We start from the raw sequence: 23,206 nt of genomic DNA, 5'->3' as shown, positions 1-23,206 counted from the left end.
GGGTCGACGATGACCGTCATCTCCGCACCCGAAGACTTCAACACCGACGACCTGTACGTCGACCTGACCCGGGTCCTCGGACTGTCGCTCTACCTCAAGTGCGAGGGCTTCAACTTCGCCGGCTCGGTGAAGCTCAAGGCCGCGCTCGGCATGGTCACCGACGCGGAGCGGCGTGGTCTGCTGCGTCCCGGTTCGGTGCTCGTCGAGTCCTCCTCGGGCAACCTCGGCGTCGCACTCGCCATGATCGCGGCGAGCCGGGGCTACCGGTTCGTCTGCATCACCGACCCGCGCTGCAACCCGGCGACGTACCGGCTGATGGAGGCGCTCGGCGCCGACGTCCGCGTCGTCGACACCCCGGACGCCGCCGGCGGGTTCCTCGCCACCCGGATCGCGCTGGTCCGCTCGCTGGTCGCCGGCGACGACCGCTACGTCTGGCTGAACCAGTACGCCAACCCCGAGAACCAGGGCTCGCACCTGGTCACCACCGGGCCGGAGATCGAGGCGGCGTTCCCGCAGCTCGACGTGGTCTTCGTCGGGGCGGGGACCACCGGCACGCTGATGGGCTGCGCGCGGTACTTCCGGTCCCGGCCGCGGCCGGTCCGGGTGGTCGCGGTCGACGCGGCCGGCTCGGTCACCTTCGGCGACCGGCCCACCCCCCGGATGATCCCGGGGCTGGGCACCAGCGTCCGGCCCGAGCTGCTCGACAAGTCCTACATCGACGACGTCGTGCACGTCGCCGAGCCCGACACGCTCGAGGCGTGCCACGCGCTGGCCAGCCGCGGGTTCCTGTTCGGCGGGTCGACGGGCACCGTCGTCGCCGGTGCGGCGGCCTGGCTGCGTCGGCACGGCGACGCGACGACCACGGCCGTCGCGCTGTCGCCGGACCTGGGGGAGCGCTACCTCGACACGGTCTACCGGCCGTCGTGGCTGGCCGAGCACTTCGGGCCGGTGACGGCGGCGGGGCTGCCGTCCCCGCGGGAGGGCGGCGGCACCGGGGTCGTGACCGAGATCGTGCCCGGCGGGCCCGCCCTGGTCGCGGGGTCCCGCTGATGGCCCGCACCAGGACCCCGCGGGCACCGCTGGTCGTGCCGCGGCGCGAGGCACCGGAGGCCGGGACCCCACCGCGGCTGACGCCCTACCGCCGCGGGGAGCCGCAGGAGCGCACGGGCGGGATCCCGGGCGTCGCGGACGACGCCTCGACCACGGCGGCGCTGCCGCGCACCGGAGCCCCGGACCCGGAGCGGTCCGAGGACCGGACCGGGTCACCGGGCGGAGCCGCGTCCCCCGCCGCCACCGGCACCGCCGACGCCGAGCCGGCCCGCCCCGGCGCGCCGGAGCGGCCCCGGTCGCGGCGGCGCGGTCTGCTCCCGCCCCCCGGGGCGGTGACACCGGCGGCGTCGGGTGCGCCGGGCCCCGCCCGCGCCGCGGACGGCGCGGAGCCGCCGACCGGTACCGAATCGACCGGTACCGAATCGACCGGTACCGAATCGACCGGTACCGAATCGACCGGTACCGAATCGACCGGTACCGAATCGACCGGTACCGACACCCGTGGCGGCACCGAGCCGCGGGCCGGTGCCCATCGGACCGTGACCCCGACATGGCTCCCGCCCCGGGTCGACGGTGCCGGCGCGGTCCCGGCGCCGGCAGCGGCCGGGACGGCGTCGCCCACGACGGCCGTCGGGCCGGTCGTCCCCTCACCGCTGCCGTCGACCACCGGACCTGCCCCGACCGCCCCGGCCGGGGTACGGGCGGCGGCTCCCGCGGCGCCCGCGCGGGCGCCGCTGTGGCCCCCGGCCGCGGCTCCCGCGCCGGCCCCGCGGTCCGTCCTGCCCGGGGTGGACCGCAACGGTCCCCTGCGGGAGATCGGTGCGTCCCTGCGCCGGCGCCGCGCGCCCGTCGCGGGCGTCGTGCTGCTCGCCGCCGCGGGGGCTGCCGGCCTCGCCGTGCTGTTCCCGCCCCCGACCATCGCGACGACGTCGGTGCAGGTCGGCTCGGTCGGCACGGCCGACCCCGGGCCGGCGACCGGTCGCGCCCTGGCCGCGGCCGGCAGCGCGGCCTTCGCCGACCGGGTCGCTGAGCTGACCGGCGGCACCGTCGCCGACGTCGCCGGGCGGCTGGTGCTCACCGCGCCCGGACCGGGCGTGGTCGCCGTGCGCGCCACCGGCACCGACGAGGCCACCGCCACCGCCCTGGCGGCCGACGCGGTCACCGCCCTGCGGGAACGCCTCGGGGCCCTCGACGCGGCCGTCACGAGCGGCGGCACCCAGCCGCTGCGCGCCGAGATCGACCGGCGCGCAGCGGAGGCCCAGGCCGGCGGCACCGGAGGCACCGATCCGGTCGCCGAGCAGCTCGGACGGACCCTGGCCGACCGCACGGGGCAGGTCACCGTCGTCGTCGACGGGCCGGATCCGGTCGCGGCGCCCGAGTTCCCCACCGCGCGGTGGGCCGGCGGCGCCGCGGGGATCGCCGCCGGCGCCGCGCTGCTGCTGGCCGGGCTCGGGGTGCCCGCGGTGCGTCGCGGCCGCGGGCTGCTGCCCGAGGCCCACCCCGAGGACCGGCTCCGCGCCCGGCTCGACGTGCCGGTGTTCGCGCCGGGCACCGCGCCGGACGCGGTCCCGCGCCTGGCGGGCGCCTACCGGGACCTGCTGCGCGGCACCGGGTGCCTCACCGTCGTGCAGCTGACCCCCGAACCGGCCTGCGACGTCGCGTCCGAGCTGGTCAAGGCGGCCGCGCTGGTGGGGGACCGGCGCGAGTACCGCGACCTCACCCCGGGCGCCAGGGCGACGACCGCCGCCGCCGGTACGCCGGTCGTGCGGGCGCTGCGCGTCCCGCGGCTGGCCCACGAGGACCTGGGCACCGTGCGCGACGGCGGGCCGACCGTGCTCGCGGTCGAGACCGCCGCGACGACCGTCGAGGACGTCGTGACGGCCGTCGCCGCTCTGCGGGCGGTCGGCGCCCCGCCGCTGCTCTGCCTGGTCTGGTCCGGACGCCTGCCCCACGACCTGGCCCGCGTGCCGCTGCCCGCGGACGCCCGGATCCGGTCGCAGCAGCACCCGTGAGGCGGGCGGGGTCGGTCGAGTGCGCCGTCGTCGGGCTGGGTGTGCTCGGCGCCGCGTCGCTGCTCGCACTGGCCCGGGCCGGGGTGTCGTGCGTCGGGCTGGAGTCCGGGCGGGTCGGGCACCCCGACGGCGGGTCCGGCGGCGAGACGCGGATCTTCCGCACCGCCGTCGGGACCGGGCCCGACCACGTCCGGCTGCTCGACCGCAGCCGGGAGCTGTGGACCGGCCTGCCCGGCGGGCCGTTCACCGCCTGCGGCGCACTCACCGTCGGCCCCGCGGACGACCAGCGGGTGCGCGCGGTCGCGCTGCCGGGCCGGACCACGGTCCTCGCTCCCGCCGTGGCGCGCGCACGCTGGCCCGCCCACCTGCTGGGGCCGGACGAGGTGGCCGTCCTCGACCCCGGCGGCGGCCTGCTCGACGCCGCCGCCGCGACCCGCGGGCTCGTCGCGGAGGCCCGCCGGGCGGGCGCAGCGGTCCGCGAGGGTGTCACCGTGCTGGGGATCGGCATGCGGCGGAGCCGCGTCGTGCTGCACACCGTCGACGGCGAGACCGTCGCCGACACCGTCGTGCTCGCCACCGGCCACGGCGCCGGGCTGGTCCCGGGCGTCCCCGGGATCGAGCAGCGCCGGGTCGTGCTGAGCTGGTTCCCGGTGGCCGACCCCGCCCTGTTCGCGTCCGCCGCGTTCCCGCCCGGGGTGTGCACCGGGGCGCCACTGCACTCGTTCTTCCCGGCCGTCGACGGCGCCACCGTGAAGATCAACCACCAGCAGCCGCAGCCCCGCGTGACCTCACCCGCCGACCACCACCCGTCGGTCGAGGCCGGCTACACCCGGGCCTGGGCCGGCGCGGTGGCGGCCCGGCTCGCCGGGATGTCCGAGCTGCCGGCCCGGCTCGAGTCCTACGTGGAGGGCTACACGCCGCAGCGCCGCGGTGTCGTCGCGGTCGCCCACTGGCCTCCGCGGGCCGTCACCGTCGGAGGGTTCTCCGGGCAGGGGTTCAAGTACGCACCGGCGGTCGGCGAGCTCGTCGCCGACCTGGTCCGGACCGGCCGCACCCGCTCGCCCGCGTTCGCCCCGGCCGTCGCCGTCGGGGGCTGAGCGGTCCGCTTCCCCGGACCGGGTCCGGGGTGCGATCGTGGCCGTCGTGCGCTCGCAGCTGATCTCCTGTGCCGACCTCGACTTCCTGCTCCACGAGTGGCTGCGGGTGGTCGAGCTGTGCGACCGCGAGCGCTACGCCGAGCACGACCGCGACACCATCGACGCCGTCGTCGACCTCGCCGCCCGGGTCGCGGCCGAGCACTTCGCGCCGCACCGCACGATCTCCGACACCCGCGAGCCCGTGTTCGACGGGGAGCGGGTCACCCTCCCCGACGAGGTCCGGGCGGCGCTGACGGTGCTGGGCGGCACCGGGATCGTCGGCGCCGGTCTCGACGCCCGGGTCGGCGGGATGCAGCTGCCCGCCGTCGTCGTCCAGGCGTGCTTCGTCTGGCTGCACGCCGGCAACGTCGCCACCGCCGCCTACCCGATGCTCACCGTCGCCGCGGCGAACCTGCTGCTCGCCCACGGCAGCCCCGAGCAGGTGCAGACCTGGGTGCGTCCCATGGTGGAGGGCCGCTACTTCGGCACGATGTGCCTGTCGGAGCCGCAGGCCGGGTCGTCGCTGGCCGACGTGACCACCCGCGCCGAGCCCCGCGACGACGGCACCCACCGCCTCACCGGGACCAAGATGTGGATCTCCGGTGGCGAGCACGAGCTGGGGGAGAACATCGTCCACCTCGTGCTCGCGAAGATCCCCGGCGGCCCGGCGGGTGTGAGGGGCATCTCGCTGTTCGTCGTGCCCAGGGTGCTGGAGAACGGGGAGCGCAACGACATCGCACTCGCCGGTCTGAAGCACAAGATGGGCTACCGCGGCACCGTCAACACCGTGCTGAACTTCGGCGAGGGCCGGTCCACCCCGGGCGGCGAGGCGGGTGCCGTCGGCTACCTGGTCGGCGACCCGCACACCGGTCTGGCCCAGATGTTCCACATGATGAACGAGGCCCGGGTCGGCGTCGGTGCGGGCGCCACGGCACTCGGCTACGCCGGCTACCTGCTGGCCCTGCAGCACGCCCGCATCCGGACCCAGGGCCGCCCGGCCGGGGCGAAGGACCCGGCGAGCCCGCAGGTCCCGCTCGTCGAGCACACCGACGTGCGCCGGATGCTGCTCGCGAGCAAGTCCTACGTGGAGGGTGCGCTGGCGCTGAACCTCTACTGCGGACGCCTGCTCGACGAGGAGCGCACCGCAGGGAGCGAGGAGGCGCGGCGCCGGGCGCACCTGCTGCTGGAGGTGCTCACCCCGGTCGCGAAGAGCTGGCCGTCACAGTGGTGCCTGCGGGCCAACGACCTCGCCATCCAGATCCACGGCGGCTACGGCTACACCCGCGACCACGACGTCGAGCAGCTCTACCGCGACAACCGGCTCAACCCGATCCACGAGGGCACCCACGGCATCCAGGGCCTGGACCTGCTGGGCCGCAAGGTCGTGATGCAGGGCGGCGCCGGGCTGACCCTGTTGCGGGCCACGATCGGGGCGACCGTGGCCCGCGGGCGCACGGCCGGAGGGGACCTCGCCGAGCACGCCGACGCCGTCGCCGCGGCCGCCGACCGGGTCGTCGAGGTGACCGGCGTCGTGCACGGCCAGGACGACGCGGCGCTCGCCGTCGCCCACTCCTCGGTGTACCTGGAGGCGGTCGGGCACGTCGTGCTCGCCTGGATCTGGCTGGAGCAGGCGCTCGCTGCCGAGGGCCGCGCCGGCGACCTGTACGACGGCAAGCGCGCCGCCGCCCGCTACTTCGTGCGCCACGAGCTGCCCCGCACCGGACCGCAGCTGGACCTGCTGGCGTCGCTGGACCGGACCACGCTCGATGTCCGCGACGCCTGGCTCTGAACCGGGTCACCCCCGTCCGGGAAGACGGGAGCGGACGGCGGCGTTGGAACCACCTGTGCGGGGGCGAGGGGTGCGGCTGGTGCGCCGGCTGGTGATCGACCTGTGCCGGCGTCCGGCCACGGACTGTCCGGGGGTGACCGCCGTCCGCACCCGTACCGCGTCACCTCCTGGGGGATCCCCGTGTCACTCGTCGTCCGTGCCGCGCGCGCCTGGCAGCGCCCGCGCGTGTTCGCACTGCTCACCGTCGCCGGGCTCGTCCTCGGCGCACTGCTCGGGCTGGCCGTCCGGATCACCGGTTCCGACGGTCTCGCGACCACGCTGGACACCGTCGGCGGCCTGTTCACCGGTCTGCTGCAGTTCACCGTCACACCGCTGGTGTTCCTGGCGATCGTCGTCGGCATCGTCAGCCTGCGGGACCTCGGCGGCGGGCGCACCGCCGCCCGGCTCGGCGGGCGCACCATCGCCTGGTTCGCCGGGACGTCCCTGGTCGCGGTGCTGATCGCCATCGCGATCGGTCTGGTCGGACGGCCCGGTGAGGGCGTCACGATCGCCGCCGACCCGGCCGACGTCGAGGCAGTCGGCGAGCGCAGCGCGGGCTCCTGGCAGGCGCTGCTGTCGAACCTGGTCCCGGACAACCCGGTCGCCGCCTTCGCCGAGGGCGACGTCCTGCAGGTCGTCGTCGCCGCCCTGCTGATCGGTGCCGCCGCCTACGCGCTGGGGGAGAGGGCCGAGCCGTTCGTCGCGTTCTCCCGCTCGGCGTTCGAGGTCGTCCTGACCGTCATCCGCTGGATCGTCGTGCTCGCCCCGATCGGCGTGCTCGGTCTCATCGGCAACGCGTTCGCCACCTACGGCACCGGCGTCGTCGCGTCGCTGGCCGGGCTGATCGTGACCGTCTACCTCGGCTGCGCGGTCGTACTGTTCGGCGTGTACCCGCTGCTGCTGAAGGTCGTGGCCGGCATCGGCCCGCGTCGCTTCTTCGGCGCCACCTGGCCGGCGCTGCAGTTCGCGTTCGTGTCCCGCTCGTCGGGCGCGACGCTGCCGCTGTCCCGGCAGGCCGCGATCGACCTCGGCGTGGACCGCAACTACGCCGGCTTCGCCGTCCCGCTGGCCACCACCACCAAGATGGACGGCTGCGCCGCCGTCTACCCGGCACTGGCGACGATCTTCATCGCCCACGTCTCCGGGGTGCCGCTGGCGGCCTGGCAGTACCTGGTGATCGTCGTGGTCGCCGTGTTCGGCGCGCTCGCCACCGCCGGGACCACCGGCTGGTTCACCATGCTGACGTTGACCCTGGCGGCGGTCGGGATGCCGCCCGCGGTCATCGCGGCCGGGATCGCCGTGGTGATCGGCATCGATCCGATCCTCGACATGATGCGCACCGCGACCAACGTGGCCGGCCAGATCACCGTGCCGACGCTCGTCGCCGCGCAGGAGGGGATCCTCGGACGCGAGGACCCCGAGACCGCCGAGGGTCCCGGCGCCGGGGGCACCGGTCCCGGCCCGCGGCCCGGTGCCACCGCGGAGGACGCGCCGGCCGGGCGCGCACCGGCCTCGTCGACCTGAGTCCCGCCCGGACCGCGGGCGGGCACGGGGGAACCCCGCGGCGGTGCGTGCACGTTGATCACGGGTGCACGCACCGCCCGCGCCCTCGCGCGTCGTTCCCGCCTCCGCCGTCCTGCGCGTCGCGATCGTGGCCTGCGTGCTCGTCGCGCTGCTGGTCGTCGAGCTGACCTCGCGCTCGGGGGTCCTGTGGCGGCTGACCACCTTCACCTACCAGGTCAACGTGCTCGCTGCGCTGTTCTACGCGCTCACCGCCCGCCGGCCCGGTGCCCGCCCGGCCCTGCGCGGTGCGGTCGTGGTGTACCTGCTCGTGGCCGGGGCGGTGTGGCTGGCCTTCCTCACCGACCGCTCGGCCGGGTTCACCGTGCCCAACCTGCTGCTGCACGTCGTGGTCCCGGTGCTGGCGCTGGCCGACTGGGTCGTGCACCGTCCCGGCCGCGGACCGCTGCGCTGGTGGCACCCGCCGCTGTGGCTGGTGTTCCCCGCGGTGTACCTGGCGCTCGCCCTGGCCGTGCTGAACGGGGCCGGGCGACGGGCGCCCTACTACTTCCTCGACCTGGACGCCGTCGGTGCCGGCGGGCTGGCCTGGAACGTCGCCCGCCTGGCGGGCGGGTTCCTGGTGCTCGGCTACGCCGTCCTGCTGGTCGGTCGGTCCGGTGGCCGCCCGGCCGGTCCGTGAGCCGCGTCGCACCGGACCGCGGCAGTCAACGCTGACTGTTTTCTGTTACGGTCGCTCCGAGCAGACGGCGCCGGCCCGGGCGCCGCCCCGTCGCGAAGGAGCGAAGGACGTGCGAGACGCAGTCATCGTGGAGGCCGTACGCAGCCCCGTCGGGAAGCGCAAGGGTGGCCTTGCGGCCATCCACCCGACCGACCTGTCCGCGCACGTCCTGCGGAGCCTGGTCGAGCGGTCCGGAGTCGACCCCGCCGAGATCGAGGACGTCGTCTGGGGCTGCGTGTCCCAGAGCGGTGAGCAGACCTTCGACATCGGACGCAACGCCGCGCTGGCCGCCGGGTTCCCCGAGACCGTCACCGGTGTGACCGTCGACCGCCAGTGCGGGTCCAGCCAGCAGTCGGTGCACTTCGCGGCCGCCGGCCTGATCGCCGGGCAGTACGACGTGGCCGTCGCCGGCGGCGTCGAGTCCATGACCCGGGTCCCGATGGGCTCGTCGAAGGGCGATGCCGACCCGCTCGGCGAGGACTTCCGCGCCCGCTACGGCGTGTCGCCGAACCAGGGCGTCGGCGCGGAGATGATCGCCGAGAAGTGGGGCTTCTCCCGCACCCAGCTCGACGAGTTCGCGCTGCTGTCCCACGAGCGCGCCGCCGCCGCCCAGGACGACGGCCGGTTCGCCGGCCAGATCGCCCCGCTCGCCGGCGTCACCGCCGACGAGGGCGTCCGCCGCGGCGGGACCCTGGAGGGTCTCGCCCAGCTCAAGACGGTGTTCAAGGACGCCGACCAGGGCGGCGTCATCCACGCGGGCAACTCCTCGCAGATCTCCGACGGCTCCGCCGCGCTGCTCATGACCACCAGCGAGAAGGCCCGCGAGCTCGGCCTGACCCCGATCGCCCGCGTGCACACCGCGGTCCTCGCCGGCGCCGACCCGGTCATCATGCTGACCGCCCCGATCCCCGCGACGGAGAAGGCGCTGAAGCGTTCCGGTCTGTCGCTGGACGAGATCGGCGCGTTCGAGGTCAACGAGGCGTTCGCGCCGGTGCCGCTGGCCTGGCTGGCCGACATCGCGGGCACCACCGACACCGCGTCCGGTGTCGGCGAGCGGCTCAACCCCAACGGCGGCGCCATCGCGCTGGGCCACCCCCTCGGCGGCTCCGGCGCGCGGATCATGACCACCCTGGTCCACCACATGCGCGACAACGGCATCCGCTACGGCCTGCAGACCATGTGCGAGGGCGGCGGCCAGGCCAACGCCACCATCCTCGAACTCCTCTGACACCCGCTCCCCACCCGGAAGGAAACAGACAGAACATGGACATCAACGGTTCCGTCGCCGTCGTCACCGGCGGTGCGTCCGGCCTGGGCCTGGCCACCACGGAGAAGTTCGTGGAGCTCGGCGCCAAGGTCCTGATCATCGACCTGCCGTCGTCGCAGGGCGAGGCCGTCGCCGACAAGCTGGGGGACGACGTCCGCTTCGTCGCCGCCGACGTCACGAACGAGGAGCAGGTCTCGGCCGCCCTCGACGCCGCCGAGGAGCTCGGCACCGTCCGCGTCGCGGTCAACTGCGCCGGCATCGGCAACGGCATCAAGACCTTCGGCAAGACCGGCCCGTTCCCGCTGGCCGACTTCACCAAGGTCATCAACGTCAACCTGATCGGCACGTTCAACGTGATCCGGCTGGCGGCCGAGCGCATCGCCAAGTCCGACCACGTCGACGGCGACCGTGGCGTCATCATCAACACCGCCTCGGTGGCGGCCTTCGAGGGCCAGATCGGTCAGGCCGCCTACTCGGCGTCCAAGGGCGGCATCGTCGGCATGACCCTGCCGATCGCCCGTGACCTGGCGAACATCGGCATCCGGGTCAACACCATCGCCCCCGGCCTGTTCGAGACGCCGCTGCTCGCCGGCCTGCCCGAGGACGTCAAGACCTCGCTGGGCAAGCAGGTGCCGCACCCGTCGCGGCTGGGGCAGCCCGCGGAGTACGGCAAGCTCGCCGCCCACATCGTGGAGAACCCGATGCTCAACGGCGAGACGATCCGTCTCGACGGCGCGATCCGCATGCAGCCCCGCTAGTCCCCTGCCGGTACCCCCAGAGAGGAGGCGGCGCCGTGAAGCGCACGCTCTACGAGTCCGACCACGAGGACTTCCGCGAGGCCTTCCGGGCCTTCGTCGAGAAGGAGATCGCCCCGCACGAGGCGCAGTGGGAGCGCGACGGCGTCGTCTCCAGGGAGCTGTTCACCACCGCCGGCGCCAACGGGTTCCTGGGCATGGACGCGCCCGAGGAGTTCAGCGGCGGCGGTGTGCGCGACTTCCGGTTCAACGCCATCGTCTCCGAGGAGGTGCTGCGCGTCGGTGCGGCCGGTTCGGGGCTGGGCCTGACCCTGCACAACGACATCGTGCTGCCCTACCTGCTCGCCTACACCACCGACGAGCAGAAGCAGCGGTGGCTGCCGGGCGTCGTGGCGGGGGAGAAGATCCTCGCCATCGCGATGACCGAGCCGGGCATCGGCTCGGACCTGGCGTCGATGTCGACGACCGCCATCCGCGACGGCGACCACTACGTGGTCAACGGCGCGAAGACCTTCATCACCAACGGGATCAACGCCGACCTCGTCGTCGTCGCGGTGAAGACCGACCCGTCGCAGAAGCACAAGGGCATGAGCCTGCTGGTGCTCGAGCGCGGGATGGAGGGCTTCGAGCGCGGCCGCAACCTCGACAAGCTGGGCATGCACGCTCAGGACACCGCCGAGCTGTCCTTCACCGACGTGAAGGTGCCGGTGGAGAACCTGCTCGGGCCCGAGGAGGGCAAGGGCTTCGTCCAGCTGGTCGAGAAGCTGCCCCAGGAGCGCCTGTCGATCGCCGTCGCCGGGGTGGCCGCGGCCCGGACGGTGCTGACGAACACCCTGGAGTACGTCAAGGAGCGCAAGGCGTTCGGGTCCCCGGTCGGCTCGTTCCAGAACTCGAAGTTCGCGCTGGCCGAGATGGACACCGAGATCGACCTCGCCGAGCACTACGTCGACGACTGCGTGCGGGCGCTGAACGCGGGCGAGCTGACCGCCGTCGACGCGTCGAAGGCGAAGTACTGGTGCACCGAGCTGCAGGGCCGGGTCGCCGATCGCTGTCTGCAGCTGCACGGCGGCTACGGCTACATGAGCGAGTACCCGGTCTCCAAGGCCTACGCCGACGCCCGCATCACCCGGATCTACGGCGGCACCACCGAGATCATGAAGGAGGTGATCGGCCGGGGTCTGGGACTCTGAGCCGATGACCGACAGGCGATCATGAGCACATCATGAACACCGAACATCCTCCGGCGGTCAGGAGCCGGGCGCAGCGGTCGGAGGACAGCCGCGCCCGGATCCTGGACGCCGCCGTGGCCTGCCTCATCGACGGCGGCTACTCGGGCTCCACGACCCTGACCATCCAGTCGGCCGCCGACGTGTCGCGCGGCCGGCTGCTGCACCACTTCCCCAGCCGGGACCGGTTGCTGGTCGCGGCTGCGCAGCATCTGGCGGTGAAGCGCGTCGCCGACACCGAGGAACGCGTGCGACGGGTGGTCGAGACCGACCCGGTCGGCTCGTTCGAGCGGGCCGACCGGGTCATCGAGCTGTTGTGGGAGAGCTTCTCCGAGCCCCACTTCTGGGCGGCGGTGGAGCTCTGGACCGCGGCCCGGTCCAACGCCGAGATCGCCGAGGCGCTACGACCCGAGGAGAAGCGCCTCGGCGCGGCGATCCGGGCGTCGATGGCCCGCATGTTCGGCGACGAGCTCGCCGGCCGCCCGCGGTTCAAGCAGCTGCGCGACCTGCTGCTCACCTCGATGCGCGGCACCTCGTTGACCTACACCTTCGACCCGCGCGACCCGGGCAGCGACCCGATGCTGCCCCAGTGGAAGGACCTGGCGCGGGTGCTGCTCGGGCCGTGACCCGGCGCCTCGGGCGCCGTAGTCCTCAGGTGCCGTAGCTCAGCCCGAACGGCGGCGTCGCACCCTCGGGAACGACGGGCGGCGCCGGCGGCCGCACCGCGACCCGGTCGCGGCCCGCGTGCTTGGCCTCGTAGAGCGCGGCGTCCGCGGCGGCCAGCAGCCCGTCGAGGTCCGTGCCGTGGTCCGGTGTCGTCGCGACGCCGACCGACACCGACAGCCCGGTGACCCGGCCCGCGGTGGCCGTGTCGACCTCCAGCGCGCGCACGCCCCGGCGGATCCGCTCGGCGACCTCACGGGCCCGGTCGTCCAGGGTGTCGTCGGCGCGCATCCCGCCGAGCGTGACCACGAACTCCTCGCCGCCGAACCGGCCGGCCAGGTCCTCGTCGCGCACCTCGGTGGTGAGGACGTCGGCGACGGCCTGGAGCACATCGTCGCCCGCCAGGTGGCCGTGCCGGTCGTTGACCGCCTTGAAGTGGTCGAGGTCGAGGATCAGCACCGCGCCGGCGCGGTCGGTTCGCGTGTCGCGCTCCAGCATCTGGCGGCTGCGCCAGCGCCACGCCGCCGGGTTGAGGAGCCCGGTCTTGGCGTCGGTGTCGACCTGTGCCTCGAGCTGACGCACCAGGGTCGTCTGCTCGACGACGAGCAGCGGCAGCATCGCGAGCAGCGCGAACCAGGGGGAGGTGTTGGCGAGCACGACGGCGACCAGCCCGCCGATCGACAGCGTCGCCAGCTCCAGCCCGATGTCACCGCCCCACAGGATCGCGAGGAACCGCGACCCCGGTGCGGTCAGCCGCAGCACCGACACGACCAGCAGCGTGTTCACCGTGGTGTAGGCGATCAGCGCGCCCAGCACCAGCGCCGCGTTCTGCGGGGTCGCCGGCGCCCCGCCCCAGCCGCCTACCAGCGCGAGCAGTCCCACGACGGTGTGCACGGCGAGCAGGACGGTGGCGGCGCTGTAGACCTGGCGGTGCGGCGGCGTGCCGCTCGGGCGCACCACCCGCAGGTACAGGTGGACGTAGATGACGGCGACGACGGCCGTCGCGAGCACCGGCGGCAGCAGCAGCGCCGCCGCGAAGGTCCAGACCGAGGTCATATTGATGTAGCGGGTCTCGGCGATCCGGCGGCGCAGGCGCTCGGCGTTGACCGACAGCTCGGTGTGCACCGCAGCCACCAGCATCAGCAGCCCGCAGAGCAGCGCGTCGGTCCGCGTCGGCGCGGCCCCGGTCAGCGCGCCCGCGACGACGGCGGCCACCGCCGCGGACTCCACGGCCAGGACCAGCAGCAGTGGGCGCACCGGCAGGCCGAGCAGCGACCGGGCGTCCGGCACACGACGGCGACGCCGTGCCGGGCGCGGTGCCACCGGGCCAGAGGTCACGTCGCCTGCCTGTTCGTCGGGTGCGTTCAGGGGTATCGGATCGAGGCTACGCGGGAGTAAGGCAAGCGGTTGCCGTTCGTGTCGCAGCGGCCCGAGTCCGCGCCGAGCGGCCCGGAACCAACGACGAACGCCTCAGGATTGCGTTAAACCGTGACGGAGCGTTGTCCATCGCTTACGCTGAACCTGTCATCACTCGATCGTGGAGCGTGCCGTGCGTCCTGACGTGCGGACCGCAACGGCGTCCGTTCCGGGACGGTGAGAAGTACTCCGGTCGAGGGGAGAGTGCTCGTGCGCAACTGGGACTGGTGAACCGTCATCGGCACCGCGCGGGACGCTCGGTCGTCCCGCGCGGCGCCGCCGTTCGTGGTCGCCGGCCGTGTCGGGCCGGGTCCCGCGCACGTACCTGTCCCTGCCCGTGTCCCTGTCGTCAGAACCGGTGACGCTCGGACGGGGCATGTGACACCCTCGTCCGGCGATGTGTGCGTGCCGGCACTCCATACTCTGAACGGGTGACACGTTCGTCACTCCACTGCTCCGACCAGCGCAGACGAGCCGTTGCGGCCGGGTTCCGACGATCCCCCCCTAGGCGGGACGTCCACCTTCGTGTTGCAGTTAGCCTCGCCTTATCTGAGGCGTGCCGAAGCAACGGAAGGACCGTGATGGCGAACCCCGCGAACGCGAACCCCCACTCCGCCCCGGAGGTACTCGACGTAGTGGGGGTCGGGTTCGGGCCGTCGAATCTCGGCATCGCGATCGCCCTGCTGGAGCACAACGGGGCGGCCCCGGCCGACGCGCGGGTGACCGCCCGGTTCGTCGAGCGCCAGGAGCGGTTCGGCTGGCACCGCGGGATGCTGCTCGAGGACGCGACCATGCAGGTGTCCTACCTCAAGGACCTCGTGACGTTGCGGAACCCGAACAGCGGCTTCTCCTTCCTGTCCTACCTGCATGACCGCGACCGGCTCGCCGACTTCATCAACTACGGCTCGTCGTTCCCCACCCGCCGCGAGTTCCACGACTACCTGGAGTGGGCCGCCGCACGGGTCGGCGAGGTCAGCGACGTCGCGGGCTCCCCGGTGACCGTCGACTACGGCAGCGAGGTCGTCGAGATCGAGCCCGTGCCCGGCGACGGGGTGGTCGACCTCCTCGACGTCGTGGTGCGCACCGGCGAACGGGTGGAGCGGCTGCGGACCCGCAACGTCGTGCTCGCCTGCGGGCTCACCCCGGTCCTCCCGCGCGGGATCACCACCGGCGGACGCATCTGGCACAATCGCGACCTGCTCTTCCGCACCCGCGAGCTCGCCGGCGCCTCGCCCGCGCGGTTCGCCGTCGTCGGGGCCGGGCAGAGCGCGGCGGAGACCGTGGAGCATCTGCACCGCACCTTCCCGACCGCCGAGGTGCACGCGGTGTTCGCCCGCTACGGCTACAGCCCCGCCGACGACACGTCCTTCGCCAACCGGATCTTCGACCCGGCCGCCGTCGACGACTTCTACACCGCCCCGGACGAGGTCAAGGACCGCATCCTCGGCTACCACGCCAACACCAACTACTCCGTGGTCGACCCCGAGCTGATCGAGGGCCTGTACCGCACGCACTACCACGAGCGGGTCGCCGGCCGGGAGCGGCTGCGCTTCCGCAACGTCTCCCGGGTGGCCGACGTCGTTGACGTCGGGGACCGGGTGGAACTGGCCATCGAGTCGCTCATCGACGGCGAGCGCGAGGTCATCACCGCCGACGCCGTGGTCTACGCGACCGGGTACCGGTCGGCCGACCCGCTGTGGCTGCTCGACGCCGGCCTGCAGCAGGCCTGCGGGCGCGACGGACAGGGCCGGCTCGACGTGCAGCGCGACTACCGCGTACGCACCGATGCGCTCCCCGGCGGCGGAGCGGTCCGGGCCGGCGTCTACCTGCAGGGTCCGACCGAGCACACGCACGGCATCACCTCGACCCTGCTGTCCAACATCGCCGTGCGGTCCGGAGAGATCGTCGCCTCGCTCGTCCGGGGAACGGCGGTCGCCTCCCCGGAGGCGAGCGGACGCGACACCGCCACCGTCTGAGCGCCCCACCACGTCCCCGCACCGGAGGAGAACCATGTCCACCAACCCCTTCGACGACGACAACGGCACCTTCCGGGTCCTCGTGAACGACGAGGGTCAGCACTCGTTGTGGCCGGACTTCGCCGATGTCCCGGCGGGCTGGACCTCGGTCCACGGGCCTGCCGACCGGACCTCGTGCCTGGACTACGTCGAACGGATCTGGACCGACCTGCGACCGCGCAGCCTGCGCGAACGCACCAACGCCTGATCCGCGGCGCCGCCTGATCCGGGGCGCCGCGCCACTCAGCCGAGATCGGGTGCCTGGTCGGGCCGCAGACCCGACCAGGCACCCCACAGCCGGGCGTAGGTGCCCCCGGCGGCCACCAGCTCGTCGTGACGGCCCTGCTCGATGACCCGGCCGTCCTCGAGGACGACGACCCGGTCGGCGGTGGCCGCCTGGGTCAGGCGGTGCGCGACGACCACCGTCGTGCGCCCGCGAGCCGCGGCGAGCGCCGCGTCCTCCAGCGCCCGGGCCCCGGAGCTGCCCGCCTCCGCGGTGGCCTCGTCCAGGATCACGACCGGCCGGTCGGCGAGCACGAGCCGGGCCAGCGCGAGCTGCTGGGACTGCACGACGTCCAGCTCGTGCGCGCCGTTCCCGACCGGGGTCGCCAGGCTCTCGGGAAGCGCCTCGGCCCAGGCCAGCGCCCCGACGGTGTCGAGCGCGGCGCGCAGCTGCGCGTCGTCGGCGTCCGGGGCCGCCAGGCGCAGGTCCTCGGCCAGCGTCCCGGCGAACACGTGCACCTCCTGGGTGACCAGCGCGACGGTGTCCCGGCGGACGGTCGGGCCCTGCTCGTCGAGCCCGGCGCCGCCGATCTCGATCCGGCCGGACGACGGCCGGTGCAGCCCCACCACCAGCTTCGCCAGGGTGGACTTGCCCGCGCCACTCGCGCCCACCAGGGCGACCCGCGTGCCCGGCTCGACGTCGAGGTCCACCCCGCGCAGCGACGGGTGTCCGTCGACGTAGGCGTGGGTCAGGCCGCGGGCGCGGACGTGGGAGCCGTCCGGCCGGGCGGGCTCGGCGGGATCGGGCTCGGGGCGAGGTCGGCGACCCCGACGATCCGGCGCAGCCCGGCGATCGCGGACTGGGCGACGTCGAGCTGGAACAGCACCACGTTGACCGGGCCGAACAGGTTGATGAAGTAGAGCGCCGCCGCGCTGGCCGTGCCGATCGTGGCCTCACCGGAGGTCACCAGCCAGAAGCCGGCGACCAGGACACCGGTCACGCCCAGGTACTCCGCCGCGTTGAGCCGGCCGAAGAACCGGGTCTGCAGCCGGATCACCCGCATCGCGAGCCCGACGACGGCGTCGGCGCGTTCGGCGACCCGGTCCCGGTGCTGGTCGTGCAGGCGGAACGCTCGCACGGTCGACACCCCCGCGGCGGTGTCGAGCAGCTGCTGCTGGTCGCCGTAGGCGATCCGCTGTGCCGCGTAGATCGGGCCGGACCGGGTGAGGAACCAGCGCGCGGTCCAGGCCTGGATCGGGACGGCGAGCAGCGCGCCGAGGAGCAGCCGCCAGTCCAGCGCGAGCAGCGCCACGAGGGTCAGGCCGATCAGCAGCGCGGAGCGGGCGAACTCGGGCAGCGCCTCGCGCACGGCCTCGGCGACGACGCTGACGTCGTCGGTGACCCGCGAGGTCAGGTCCCCGGATCCGGCCCGTTCCAGCTGCTCCAGGTCCAGGTGCAGCGCCCGGTCGACGAACCGTTCGCGCAGCCCGGCCAGCATCGTCTCTCCGGCGCGGGCGACCAGGGCGACGCCGAGCATCGCGAGCACGCCCTGCCCGACCGCGACCCCGACCAGGCCGAGCACCGGGGCGGTGACGGCGTCGGCGCCGCGGCCGTCGGCGACCAGGTCGACGATCCGGCCGAGCAGTGGTGCGGTGAGCAGGCTGACCGCGGCGGCCCCGACGAGCGTCACGAGCCCGAGCAGCGCGGTGCCGCGCTGGGGCCGCAGCAGCTCGCCGAGGACGGCCCGCATTCGTGCCCCGTCGGCGACGGGCAGGCGGGTGGTCATCCGGTCACCAGCTTCCGGTAGTCGGGGTCGGCCATGAGCTCGCTGTGCGTCCCGTCCGCGGCGATCCGGCCGCCGCGCAGGACGACGGTCCGGTCGGCGGCGGCCAGCAGCGCCGGGCTGGTGGTGACGACGACGGTGGTCCGGCCGCGGCGCAGCGCGCGCAGCCCGTCGGCGATCGCGGCCTCGGTGACGGCGTCGACCGCGGTGGTCGGGTCGTGCAGCACGAGCACCGGGGGGTCGGAGGCGAGGGCCCGGGCGAGGGCGATCCGCTGCCGCTGACCCCCGGACAGCGAGCTGCCCCGGGCGGCGACCGCGGTGTCCGCCCCGTCGGGGAGGACCACCGCGGCCTGGTCGGCGCGAGCCGCGGCCATCGCCGGGGCCGGGTCGGTCCCGGGCGCACACCCGGCGAGAACGTTGTCGCGCACGGTGCCGGCGAACAGGTGTGCGTCGTGCGCGGCGACGAGCACTCCGGCCCGGGCGTCGGTGCACTCCAGCGCGGTGAGGTCGGTCCCGCCGACCTCGACCCGGCCGTCGACGGGGTCGGTCTCGCGGCCCAGCAGCCGGACCAGCCCGAGTGCGGTCGCCGCGTCGTCGGTGACCACACCCAGCATGGTTCCCGGTGGGACGTCGAGATCCACGCCGGACATGCCCACGCTGCTGACCCCGCGCAGGGTCAGCCCGCCGTCCCCGGCCGCAGCGGCGCTCCCGGAGCCGGACCCGGGCCGGGCGGTGACGGCGTGCTCGCTGTCGAGCAGCGTCGCGATCCGGCCGGCGGACGCGCGGCCCTGGGCGAGCTGGCGGCTCACCGCGCCGAACACCTCGAGCGGGCCCACCAGGAACTGGGCGAGACCGACGGCGGCGACGAGGCCGCCGATGCTGAGCTGGCCGTCGGCGGCGAGTCGCCCGCCGACCAGCGCGATGAGGGCGAGGAAGAGCCCGTTGACCAGCTGGACCGAGCCGAGGAACCCGGCCTCGGCCCGGGTGGCGAACAGGGTCGCGCCCAGCGCCTCCCGGCTGACCCGACGGTAGCGACGCTGGGCCGCCGGCTCGACCCCGAGCCCCTTCAGCACCCGGACGCCGTCGATCAGGTCGGCCGCGACCCCGGAGGCCGCGGCCGTCCGCTCCTGTTCGGCGTGGCTGCGCCGCTCCAGCGGGGTGCCGATCCGCTGGATCGCCCACAGCAGCGGCGGGGAGCCCAGCAGGATGAGCAGCCCCAGCGGCAGCGAGATGGTGAGCAGCGCGATCGCCGCGACGACCACCGCGGCCAGCCCGAGCGGGAGCATGAAGCTGACCACGGCGACACGTTTCGCGTCGGACACCGCGATCGAGGCCAGCTCACCGGGCAGCCGTCCGGCCTCGGCGCCGCCGCGGGGGTCGAGCAGTCGCCCGGCCACCTGCAGCCGCAGCCGGGCGTCGCCGCGTACGTCGGCCGACCAGGCGTGCCGGGCGCCGAAGCGGTAGCAGGTGGAGAGGAACAGGAAGTCCAGTCCGAGGACCAGCAACCAGCCGGTGAGGGCGACGGGGTCGCCTGCCGCGATCCCGCGGTCGATCACCACCCCGACGAGGACGGGGACGAGTGCCTCACCCGCCTGGTGGCCGCAGAACAGCGCCGACGCCGCGGCGAGCCGTCCACGGAAGGCCCCCAGCGACCCCCGCAACACGGACCGGCCGGACTCCGCATGGCGGGTGGGAACGTCCATTGTGTCAGGATAGCCTTGCCAACATCGAGGCCCGACGCGGTCGGCGGCGGGCTCAGTCCCCCGGTGCCTGCCCCTTCAGCGCCTCGTCGAGCTGCGGCACCACGGTGTCGAGCGCGTAGGGGAGCGACAGCGGGCTGGAGTAGCCCAGTGCGGCGGCGAACTCGGTCTCGAACGGCCCGAGGTAGGCCACCCGGCCCTGCTGCACCGCCGGGATCGCCCGGAACACCGGGTCGGCCTCGGACTCGGCGCGCGAGCGGCCCAGCACCACGAGCAGATCGCTGTCGAGGTCGCCCTGGCGCTCCAGCGAGAGGGTCTGCGAGTCCGGCCGGACGGCGAAACCGAGGCCGGCGAAGATCTGGGCGCGCAGGTCGTCGGTGCCCATGTCGTAGGGGACACCCTCGATGAAGAAGTCCATCTTCAGGTTCTTGCCCGCGAAGTCGGGGTGGGCCGCCGTGGCCTCGTCGAACCTCGCGCGGGTCGCGGCGATGACCTGCTCGGCCTGCTCGGTGCGGCCGGTGGCCTGCCCGGTGATGCGGGTCTGCTCCTCCCAGCCTGCGGGGTTCGTGCCGTCGGGGGTGCCCTGGGCGACGGTCGGCGCGATCTGCGACAGCGCGGTGTAGGCCGCCTGGTCCATGAAGGAGTAGACGCCGAGGATCAGGTCGGGCTTCAGCGCGGCGACCTCCTCGATCGGGATCTCGGCTCCGGTCAGCAGCTGCGGCTGGGTCCCGCCGAGCGCCTCCTGCGCCCAGGGGCGCCGCGCGTAGTCGTAGTCGCCGATGTTCTCGCGGACCCCGACCGGCTTCACCCCCACGGCCAGTGCGAAGTCGGCGTCGTTGAAGCCGACGGTGACCACCCGCTGCGGTGCGGCCGGGATCGTCGTCTCGCCGAAGGCGTGCTTCAGCGTGACCGGGAAGGCTCCGGCGGCCTCGCCGGTGGGGGCGGGCTGCGCGGTGTCGCCGGTGCCCCCCGACGCACAGCCGGCCAGCGCCAGCAGCAGGACCACGTACGCGGCGAGCGCACGGAGCAGGGATCGGGGCATGGGGGCGGTCCTTTCGACGGGACCCGTGCGGGCGGGTGCACCGGGCGCCGGGGGATCAGGTCAGTACACCCTTCCGGGTGGACAGGCGAACCTTACCCATGGCGGTCACGATCGGGCGGACAGGACATCCCAGACGACGTCGAGGTGCGCGCGGCCGGTGGTGATCCCGCCGAACGCGACCCGCACCACCGGGTGCCCGTCGACCTCGGTGCCGGTGAGCAGCACCCGTCCGTCGGCGTTGGCCCGCTCCAGTAGCGCGGTGGTCGCGGCGTCGCCGGAGCGCGAGCGCAGGCAGACCAGCGACAGCACCGGTGCGCACGCCAGTTCCAGGTCGTCGTGCCCGCGGACCCGCTCGGCCAGCTCGGCGGCGAGGTCCACGTGCCCGCGCAGGTGCGCCCGCAGCCCGGACAGCCCCTGCCCGTGCAGCACCGCCCACAGCTTCAGCGCCCGGAACCGCCGCCCGAGCGGGACCTGCCAGTCCCGGAAGTCCACGACGGCGCCGGAGTCGGAGTGCGCCTCGCGCAGGTAGGCCGGGGTGATCGACAGCGCGGCCGGCAGCGCGCGGGCGTCGCGCACCCACAGCAGCGAGGCGTCGAACGCGGTGAGCAGCCACTTGTGGGCGTCGGTGCAGAAGGAGTCGACACCGTGGCCCGGCCCGGGATTGACGCCGTCGAGCACCCAGCGGTGCTCCGGGCAGAGCGCCGCGACGCCCGCCCACGCGGCGTCGACGTGCACCCAGGCCCGGTGCGGCCGCGCCGCCGTGACCAGGGCCGCGACCGGGTCGCCGGACCCGGTCGAGGTCGTCCCGACCGTCGCGCGCACCAGCACCGGGACCAGCCCGGTGGCGACGTCCGCGGCGAGGGTGTCGGCCAGCGCGGCCGGGTCCCTCGCCCGGGAGCCCGGGGTGCACGGGACCGTCCGCAGCCCGTCGGAGCCGAGCCCGGCCCACCGCACCGCCTTGGCCGGCGACGAGTGCGTCTCGGCGGTGACGTAGACGCGCTCCCGCCCGGTCACCCCGCGCGCCCGCCAGCCGGAGCCCGGGTCCGGCGCGGCCCGGTGCAACGCGGCGGTGAGCGCGACCAGCGCCGCCGAGGACGCCGAGTCCTGGATCGAGCCGCCTCCGCCGCCGTCGTGGGTGAACGACTCGTCCAGCCCGAGCGCCCCGGCCAGCTGGTCGGTGACCGCCTGCTCCACCTCGGTGCAGGCGGGCGAGGTGGACCAGAGCATCCCTGCGCCCCGGCGCCGCCGGAGAGCAGCTCACCGAGCAGCGAGGTCAGCGAGGCGTTCGCCGGGAAGAACGCGTGGAAGCCGGGGTGCTGCCAGCGGGTGTCGGCGTCGCCGGTGACGGCCTCGACCAGCGACGGGAACGCGGCGAGCGGCTCGGAGTCCTCGTTCGCCTCGCGGGGGAAGCGGGCCCGCACGGTGCCCGGCTCCACGACGTCGCGGACCGGGTGACGCTCGATCCCGGCACGGGCGTCGGCGTCGGCGTCGACGAACAGGTGGCCGAGGGCGCGGAACTCGTCCGGGGTGAGGTCGGGCACGCGGCCCGACGCTACCCGGCCATCGAGGCGTGCTCGTGGTCGTGCAGGTCGTCGAGGTCCCAGCCGGGCAGCGGGTCGTCCAGGTCGCGCCAGGAGGCGGGCCCGGCGAGCAACTCGTCGTCGGTGAGCAGGGCGGGGTCGAGCCGGGCGGTCACGGCGTCGCGGGTCAGGCCGAGCCCGATGAACACGATCTCCTGCCCGCGCGGCCCGTCGAACGACGACCACGGCGCGGCCGGGTCCAGCGCCATGTTCGGCCCGGCCTGCGACCACAGGCCCGCGACGTCGGGCCGGGTCGCCAGCCAGCAGAAGCCCTTGCTGCGCAGCAGGCCCGGCCAGTCGCCGAGCGCGTCGAGCAGCCGTGCCGGGTGGAACGGACGCGCCGCCCGCCAGGTGACGCTCGCGATCCCGTACTCCTCGGTCTCGGGGGTGTGCGAGCCGTTGAGCTCCTGGGCCCAGCCCGGTGTCGCCGAGGCCGCCGCCGGGTCGTAGCGACGGGTGTCGAGCAGGTCGGTGATGGGCAGGTCCCCGCGCACGGCGCGCACGATCCGGGCGCCCGGGTTCATCCGCGACAGCAGCGCCTCGATCCGGCCCAGCGCGTGCGGCGCGACGAGGTCGGTCTTGTTCAGCACCAGCAGGTCGGCGAACTCGACCTGGTCGGCGAGCAGGTCCGACAGCGTCCGCTCGTCGCCCTCGGCGGCCTGCAGCTCCCGGTCGGCGAGCGAGTCCTCGCTGATCAGCAGGTGCTCGAAGGTGGAGGCGTCGACGACGGTGACCATGGTGTCCAGCCGCGCCACGTCGGAGAGCGCGGTGCCGTCGTCGAAGGTCCACTCGAACGTCGCCGCCACCGGCATCGGCTCGGAGATCCCGGTCGACTCGACGACGACGTGCTCGTAGCGCCCCTCGGCCGCCAGCTCGCCGACCGTGGTCAGCAGGTCCTCGCGCAGCGTGCAGCAGATGCAGCCGTTGGTGAGCTCGACCAGCTTCTCCTGGCTGCGGTGCAGGTCGACGAGCGCGCCGTCGATGTTCACCTCGCTCATGTCGTTGACGACGACGGCGATCCGCCTGCCCTCCCGGTTCGCGAGCAGGTGCTCCAGCAGCGTCGTCTTTCCCGCGCCGAGGAAGCCGGACAGGATCGTGACGGGAACGCGACGGTCGGCCATACCGATGATGATAACGATAGTCGATTAGGTGGGTGTAGGCTGCCTCCGTGCGTTCCTCCCGTCCCGTCTGGTGGCGGCTGCTCCCCGCAGCCACGTAGACGCACGTCACCGTCACCCCGGGCTGCCCGAGCAGCCCGGCGGAACCCGGTG

General features: G+C 74.3%; 19 protein-coding genes. 12 read left to right on the top strand and 7 right to left on the bottom strand.

All coding sequences use genetic code 11. The annotated features are described in order from the left end of the window. Positions 1 to 9: 9 nt before the first annotated feature. The 10 genes from sbnA (at position 10) to XF36_RS12290 (ending at position 12,139) form a co-directional block, all read left to right on the top strand. Positions 10 to 1,050 carry a 2,3-diaminopropionate biosynthesis protein SbnA gene (gene sbnA, locus XF36_RS12335; RefSeq protein WP_060712097.1) on the top strand — a complete coding sequence of 347 codons (1,041 nt, stop codon included), beginning with the start codon at positions 10 to 12 and terminating at the stop codon, positions 1,048 to 1,050. Further along, positions 1,050 to 3,062, top strand: a complete 2,013-nt coding sequence (locus XF36_RS32360; RefSeq protein WP_060712096.1) for a hypothetical protein — start codon at positions 1,050 to 1,052, stop codon at positions 3,060 to 3,062. Before sbnA ends, XF36_RS32360 begins: the two co-directional genes overlap by 1 nt. Next, positions 3,059 to 4,159, top strand: a complete 1,101-nt coding sequence (locus XF36_RS32355) for an FAD-dependent oxidoreductase (RefSeq protein WP_060712095.1) — start codon at positions 3,059 to 3,061, stop codon at positions 4,157 to 4,159. The genes XF36_RS32360 and XF36_RS32355 overlap by 4 nt, the downstream gene beginning before the upstream one ends. 46 nt (positions 4,160 to 4,205) lie before the next feature. Then, on the top strand, positions 4,206 to 5,987 hold the full coding sequence (locus XF36_RS12320) for an acyl-CoA dehydrogenase (RefSeq protein ID WP_060714638.1): 1,782 nt from the start codon (positions 4,206 to 4,208) through the stop codon (positions 5,985 to 5,987). A gap of 180 nt (positions 5,988 to 6,167) precedes the next feature. Next, on the top strand, positions 6,168 to 7,550 hold the full coding sequence (locus XF36_RS12315) for a dicarboxylate/amino acid:cation symporter (protein ID WP_082375824.1): 1,383 nt from the start codon (positions 6,168 to 6,170) through the stop codon (positions 7,548 to 7,550). A gap of 64 nt (positions 7,551 to 7,614) precedes the next feature. Further along, the gene (locus tag XF36_RS12310) at positions 7,615 to 8,226 is read left to right on the top strand and encodes a Pr6Pr family membrane protein (protein ID WP_168169502.1); all 612 of its coding nucleotides are present in this window, start codon (positions 7,615 to 7,617) and stop codon (positions 8,224 to 8,226) included. 109 nt (positions 8,227 to 8,335) lie between these two features. Then, positions 8,336 to 9,493 carry a thiolase family protein gene (locus XF36_RS12305; protein ID WP_060712094.1) on the top strand — a complete coding sequence of 386 codons (1,158 nt, stop codon included), beginning with the start codon at positions 8,336 to 8,338 and terminating at the stop codon, positions 9,491 to 9,493. A gap of 35 nt (positions 9,494 to 9,528) precedes the next feature. After that, positions 9,529 to 10,290 carry a 3-hydroxyacyl-CoA dehydrogenase gene (locus XF36_RS12300; protein ID WP_060712093.1) on the top strand — a complete coding sequence of 254 codons (762 nt, stop codon included), beginning with the start codon at positions 9,529 to 9,531 and terminating at the stop codon, positions 10,288 to 10,290. A gap of 35 nt (positions 10,291 to 10,325) precedes the next feature. Next, complete coding sequence (locus XF36_RS12295; RefSeq protein ID WP_060712092.1) at positions 10,326 to 11,477, top strand: acyl-CoA dehydrogenase family protein; 1,152 nt, start codon at positions 10,326 to 10,328, stop codon at positions 11,475 to 11,477. Between the two features lie 32 nt (positions 11,478 to 11,509). Continuing rightward, positions 11,510 to 12,139, top strand: coding sequence for a TetR/AcrR family transcriptional regulator (locus tag XF36_RS12290; RefSeq protein WP_060712091.1), 630 nt, complete (start codon positions 11,510 to 11,512; stop codon positions 12,137 to 12,139). Between the two features lie 25 nt (positions 12,140 to 12,164). Here the strand turns inward: XF36_RS12290 and XF36_RS12285 are convergent, their stop codons facing one another. Then, on the bottom strand, positions 12,165 to 13,514 hold the full coding sequence (locus XF36_RS12285; RefSeq protein ID WP_082375366.1) for a GGDEF domain-containing protein: 1,350 nt from the start codon (positions 13,512 to 13,514) through the stop codon (positions 12,165 to 12,167). Positions 13,515 to 14,173: 659 nt separating this feature from the next. Here XF36_RS12285 and XF36_RS12280 point away from each other — a divergent pair. Both XF36_RS12280 and XF36_RS12275 read left to right on the top strand, forming a co-directional pair. Beyond that, positions 14,174 to 15,568: a lysine N(6)-hydroxylase/L-ornithine N(5)-oxygenase family protein gene (locus XF36_RS12280; RefSeq protein WP_060712089.1), complete on the top strand. Its 1,395-nt coding sequence runs from the start codon at positions 14,174 to 14,176 to the stop codon at positions 15,566 to 15,568. A gap of 34 nt (positions 15,569 to 15,602) precedes the next feature. After that, a complete protein-coding gene (locus tag XF36_RS12275; RefSeq protein WP_060712088.1) occupies positions 15,603 to 15,815 on the top strand; it encodes an MbtH family protein in 213 nt (70 codons plus the stop codon). A 35-nt stretch (positions 15,816 to 15,850) separates the two neighbouring features. Here XF36_RS12275 and XF36_RS35195 read toward each other — a convergent pair whose 3' ends face one another. The 6 genes from XF36_RS35195 to XF36_RS12250 form a co-directional block, all read right to left on the bottom strand. Further along, positions 15,851 to 16,540, bottom strand: coding sequence for an ABC transporter ATP-binding protein (locus XF36_RS35195; protein WP_349675553.1), 690 nt, complete (start codon positions 16,538 to 16,540; stop codon positions 15,851 to 15,853). A 38-nt stretch (positions 16,541 to 16,578) separates the two neighbouring features. Continuing rightward, entirely contained in the window at positions 16,579 to 17,616 is a 1,038-nt protein-coding gene (locus XF36_RS35190; RefSeq protein WP_349675552.1) for an ABC transporter ATP-binding protein, read from the bottom strand. Continuing rightward, positions 17,613 to 19,316, bottom strand: coding sequence for an ABC transporter ATP-binding protein (locus tag XF36_RS12265; protein WP_060712087.1), 1,704 nt, complete (start codon positions 19,314 to 19,316; stop codon positions 17,613 to 17,615). Before XF36_RS12265 ends, XF36_RS35190 begins: the two co-directional genes overlap by 4 nt. A gap of 52 nt (positions 19,317 to 19,368) precedes the next feature. Next, the gene (locus tag XF36_RS12260) at positions 19,369 to 20,355 is read right to left on the bottom strand and encodes an ABC transporter substrate-binding protein (RefSeq protein ID WP_060712086.1); all 987 of its coding nucleotides are present in this window, start codon (positions 20,353 to 20,355) and stop codon (positions 19,369 to 19,371) included. A 105-nt stretch (positions 20,356 to 20,460) separates the two neighbouring features. Beyond that, the gene (locus XF36_RS12255; RefSeq protein WP_238589236.1) at positions 20,461 to 21,549 is read right to left on the bottom strand and encodes a pyridoxal phosphate-dependent decarboxylase family protein; all 1,089 of its coding nucleotides are present in this window, start codon (positions 21,547 to 21,549) and stop codon (positions 20,461 to 20,463) included. 358 nt (positions 21,550 to 21,907) lie between these two features. Further along, positions 21,908 to 23,056, bottom strand: coding sequence for a GTP-binding protein (locus tag XF36_RS12250; protein ID WP_060712085.1), 1,149 nt, complete (start codon positions 23,054 to 23,056; stop codon positions 21,908 to 21,910). Positions 23,057 to 23,206: the final 150 nt, after the last annotated feature.

The organism is Pseudonocardia sp. HH130629-09, assembly GCF_001294645.1.
Lineage (GTDB): Bacteria > Actinomycetota > Actinomycetes > Mycobacteriales > Pseudonocardiaceae > Pseudonocardia.
The sequence above is the reverse complement of the archived record's forward strand: the minus strand, read 5'-3'. Positions and strand labels throughout refer to the sequence as shown.

Coding starts and splice junctions, on each gene's coding strand:
- sbnA (WP_060712097.1), top strand. CDS start 10: ATGACCGTCATCTCCGCACCCGAAGACTTCAACACCGACGACCTGTAC.
- XF36_RS32360 (WP_060712096.1), top strand. CDS start 1,050: ATGGCCCGCACCAGGACCCCGCGGGCACCGCTGGTCGTGCCGCGGCGC.
- XF36_RS12300 (WP_060712093.1), top strand. CDS start 9,529: ATGGACATCAACGGTTCCGTCGCCGTCGTCACCGGCGGTGCGTCCGGC.
- XF36_RS12290 (WP_060712091.1), top strand. CDS start 11,510: ATGAACACCGAACATCCTCCGGCGGTCAGGAGCCGGGCGCAGCGGTCG.
- XF36_RS12280 (WP_060712089.1), top strand. CDS start 14,174: ATGGCGAACCCCGCGAACGCGAACCCCCACTCCGCCCCGGAGGTACTC.
- XF36_RS12275 (WP_060712088.1), top strand. CDS start 15,603: ATGTCCACCAACCCCTTCGACGACGACAACGGCACCTTCCGGGTCCTC.
- XF36_RS35190 (WP_349675552.1), bottom strand. CDS start 17,616: ATGACCACCCGCCTGCCCGTCGCCGACGGGGCACGAATGCGGGCCGTC.
- XF36_RS12265 (WP_060712087.1), bottom strand. CDS start 19,316: ATGGACGTTCCCACCCGCCATGCGGAGTCCGGCCGGTCCGTGTTGCGG.
- XF36_RS12260 (WP_060712086.1), bottom strand. CDS start 20,355: ATGCCCCGATCCCTGCTCCGTGCGCTCGCCGCGTACGTGGTCCTGCTG.
- XF36_RS12250 (WP_060712085.1), bottom strand. CDS start 23,056: ATGGCCGACCGTCGCGTTCCCGTCACGATCCTGTCCGGCTTCCTCGGC.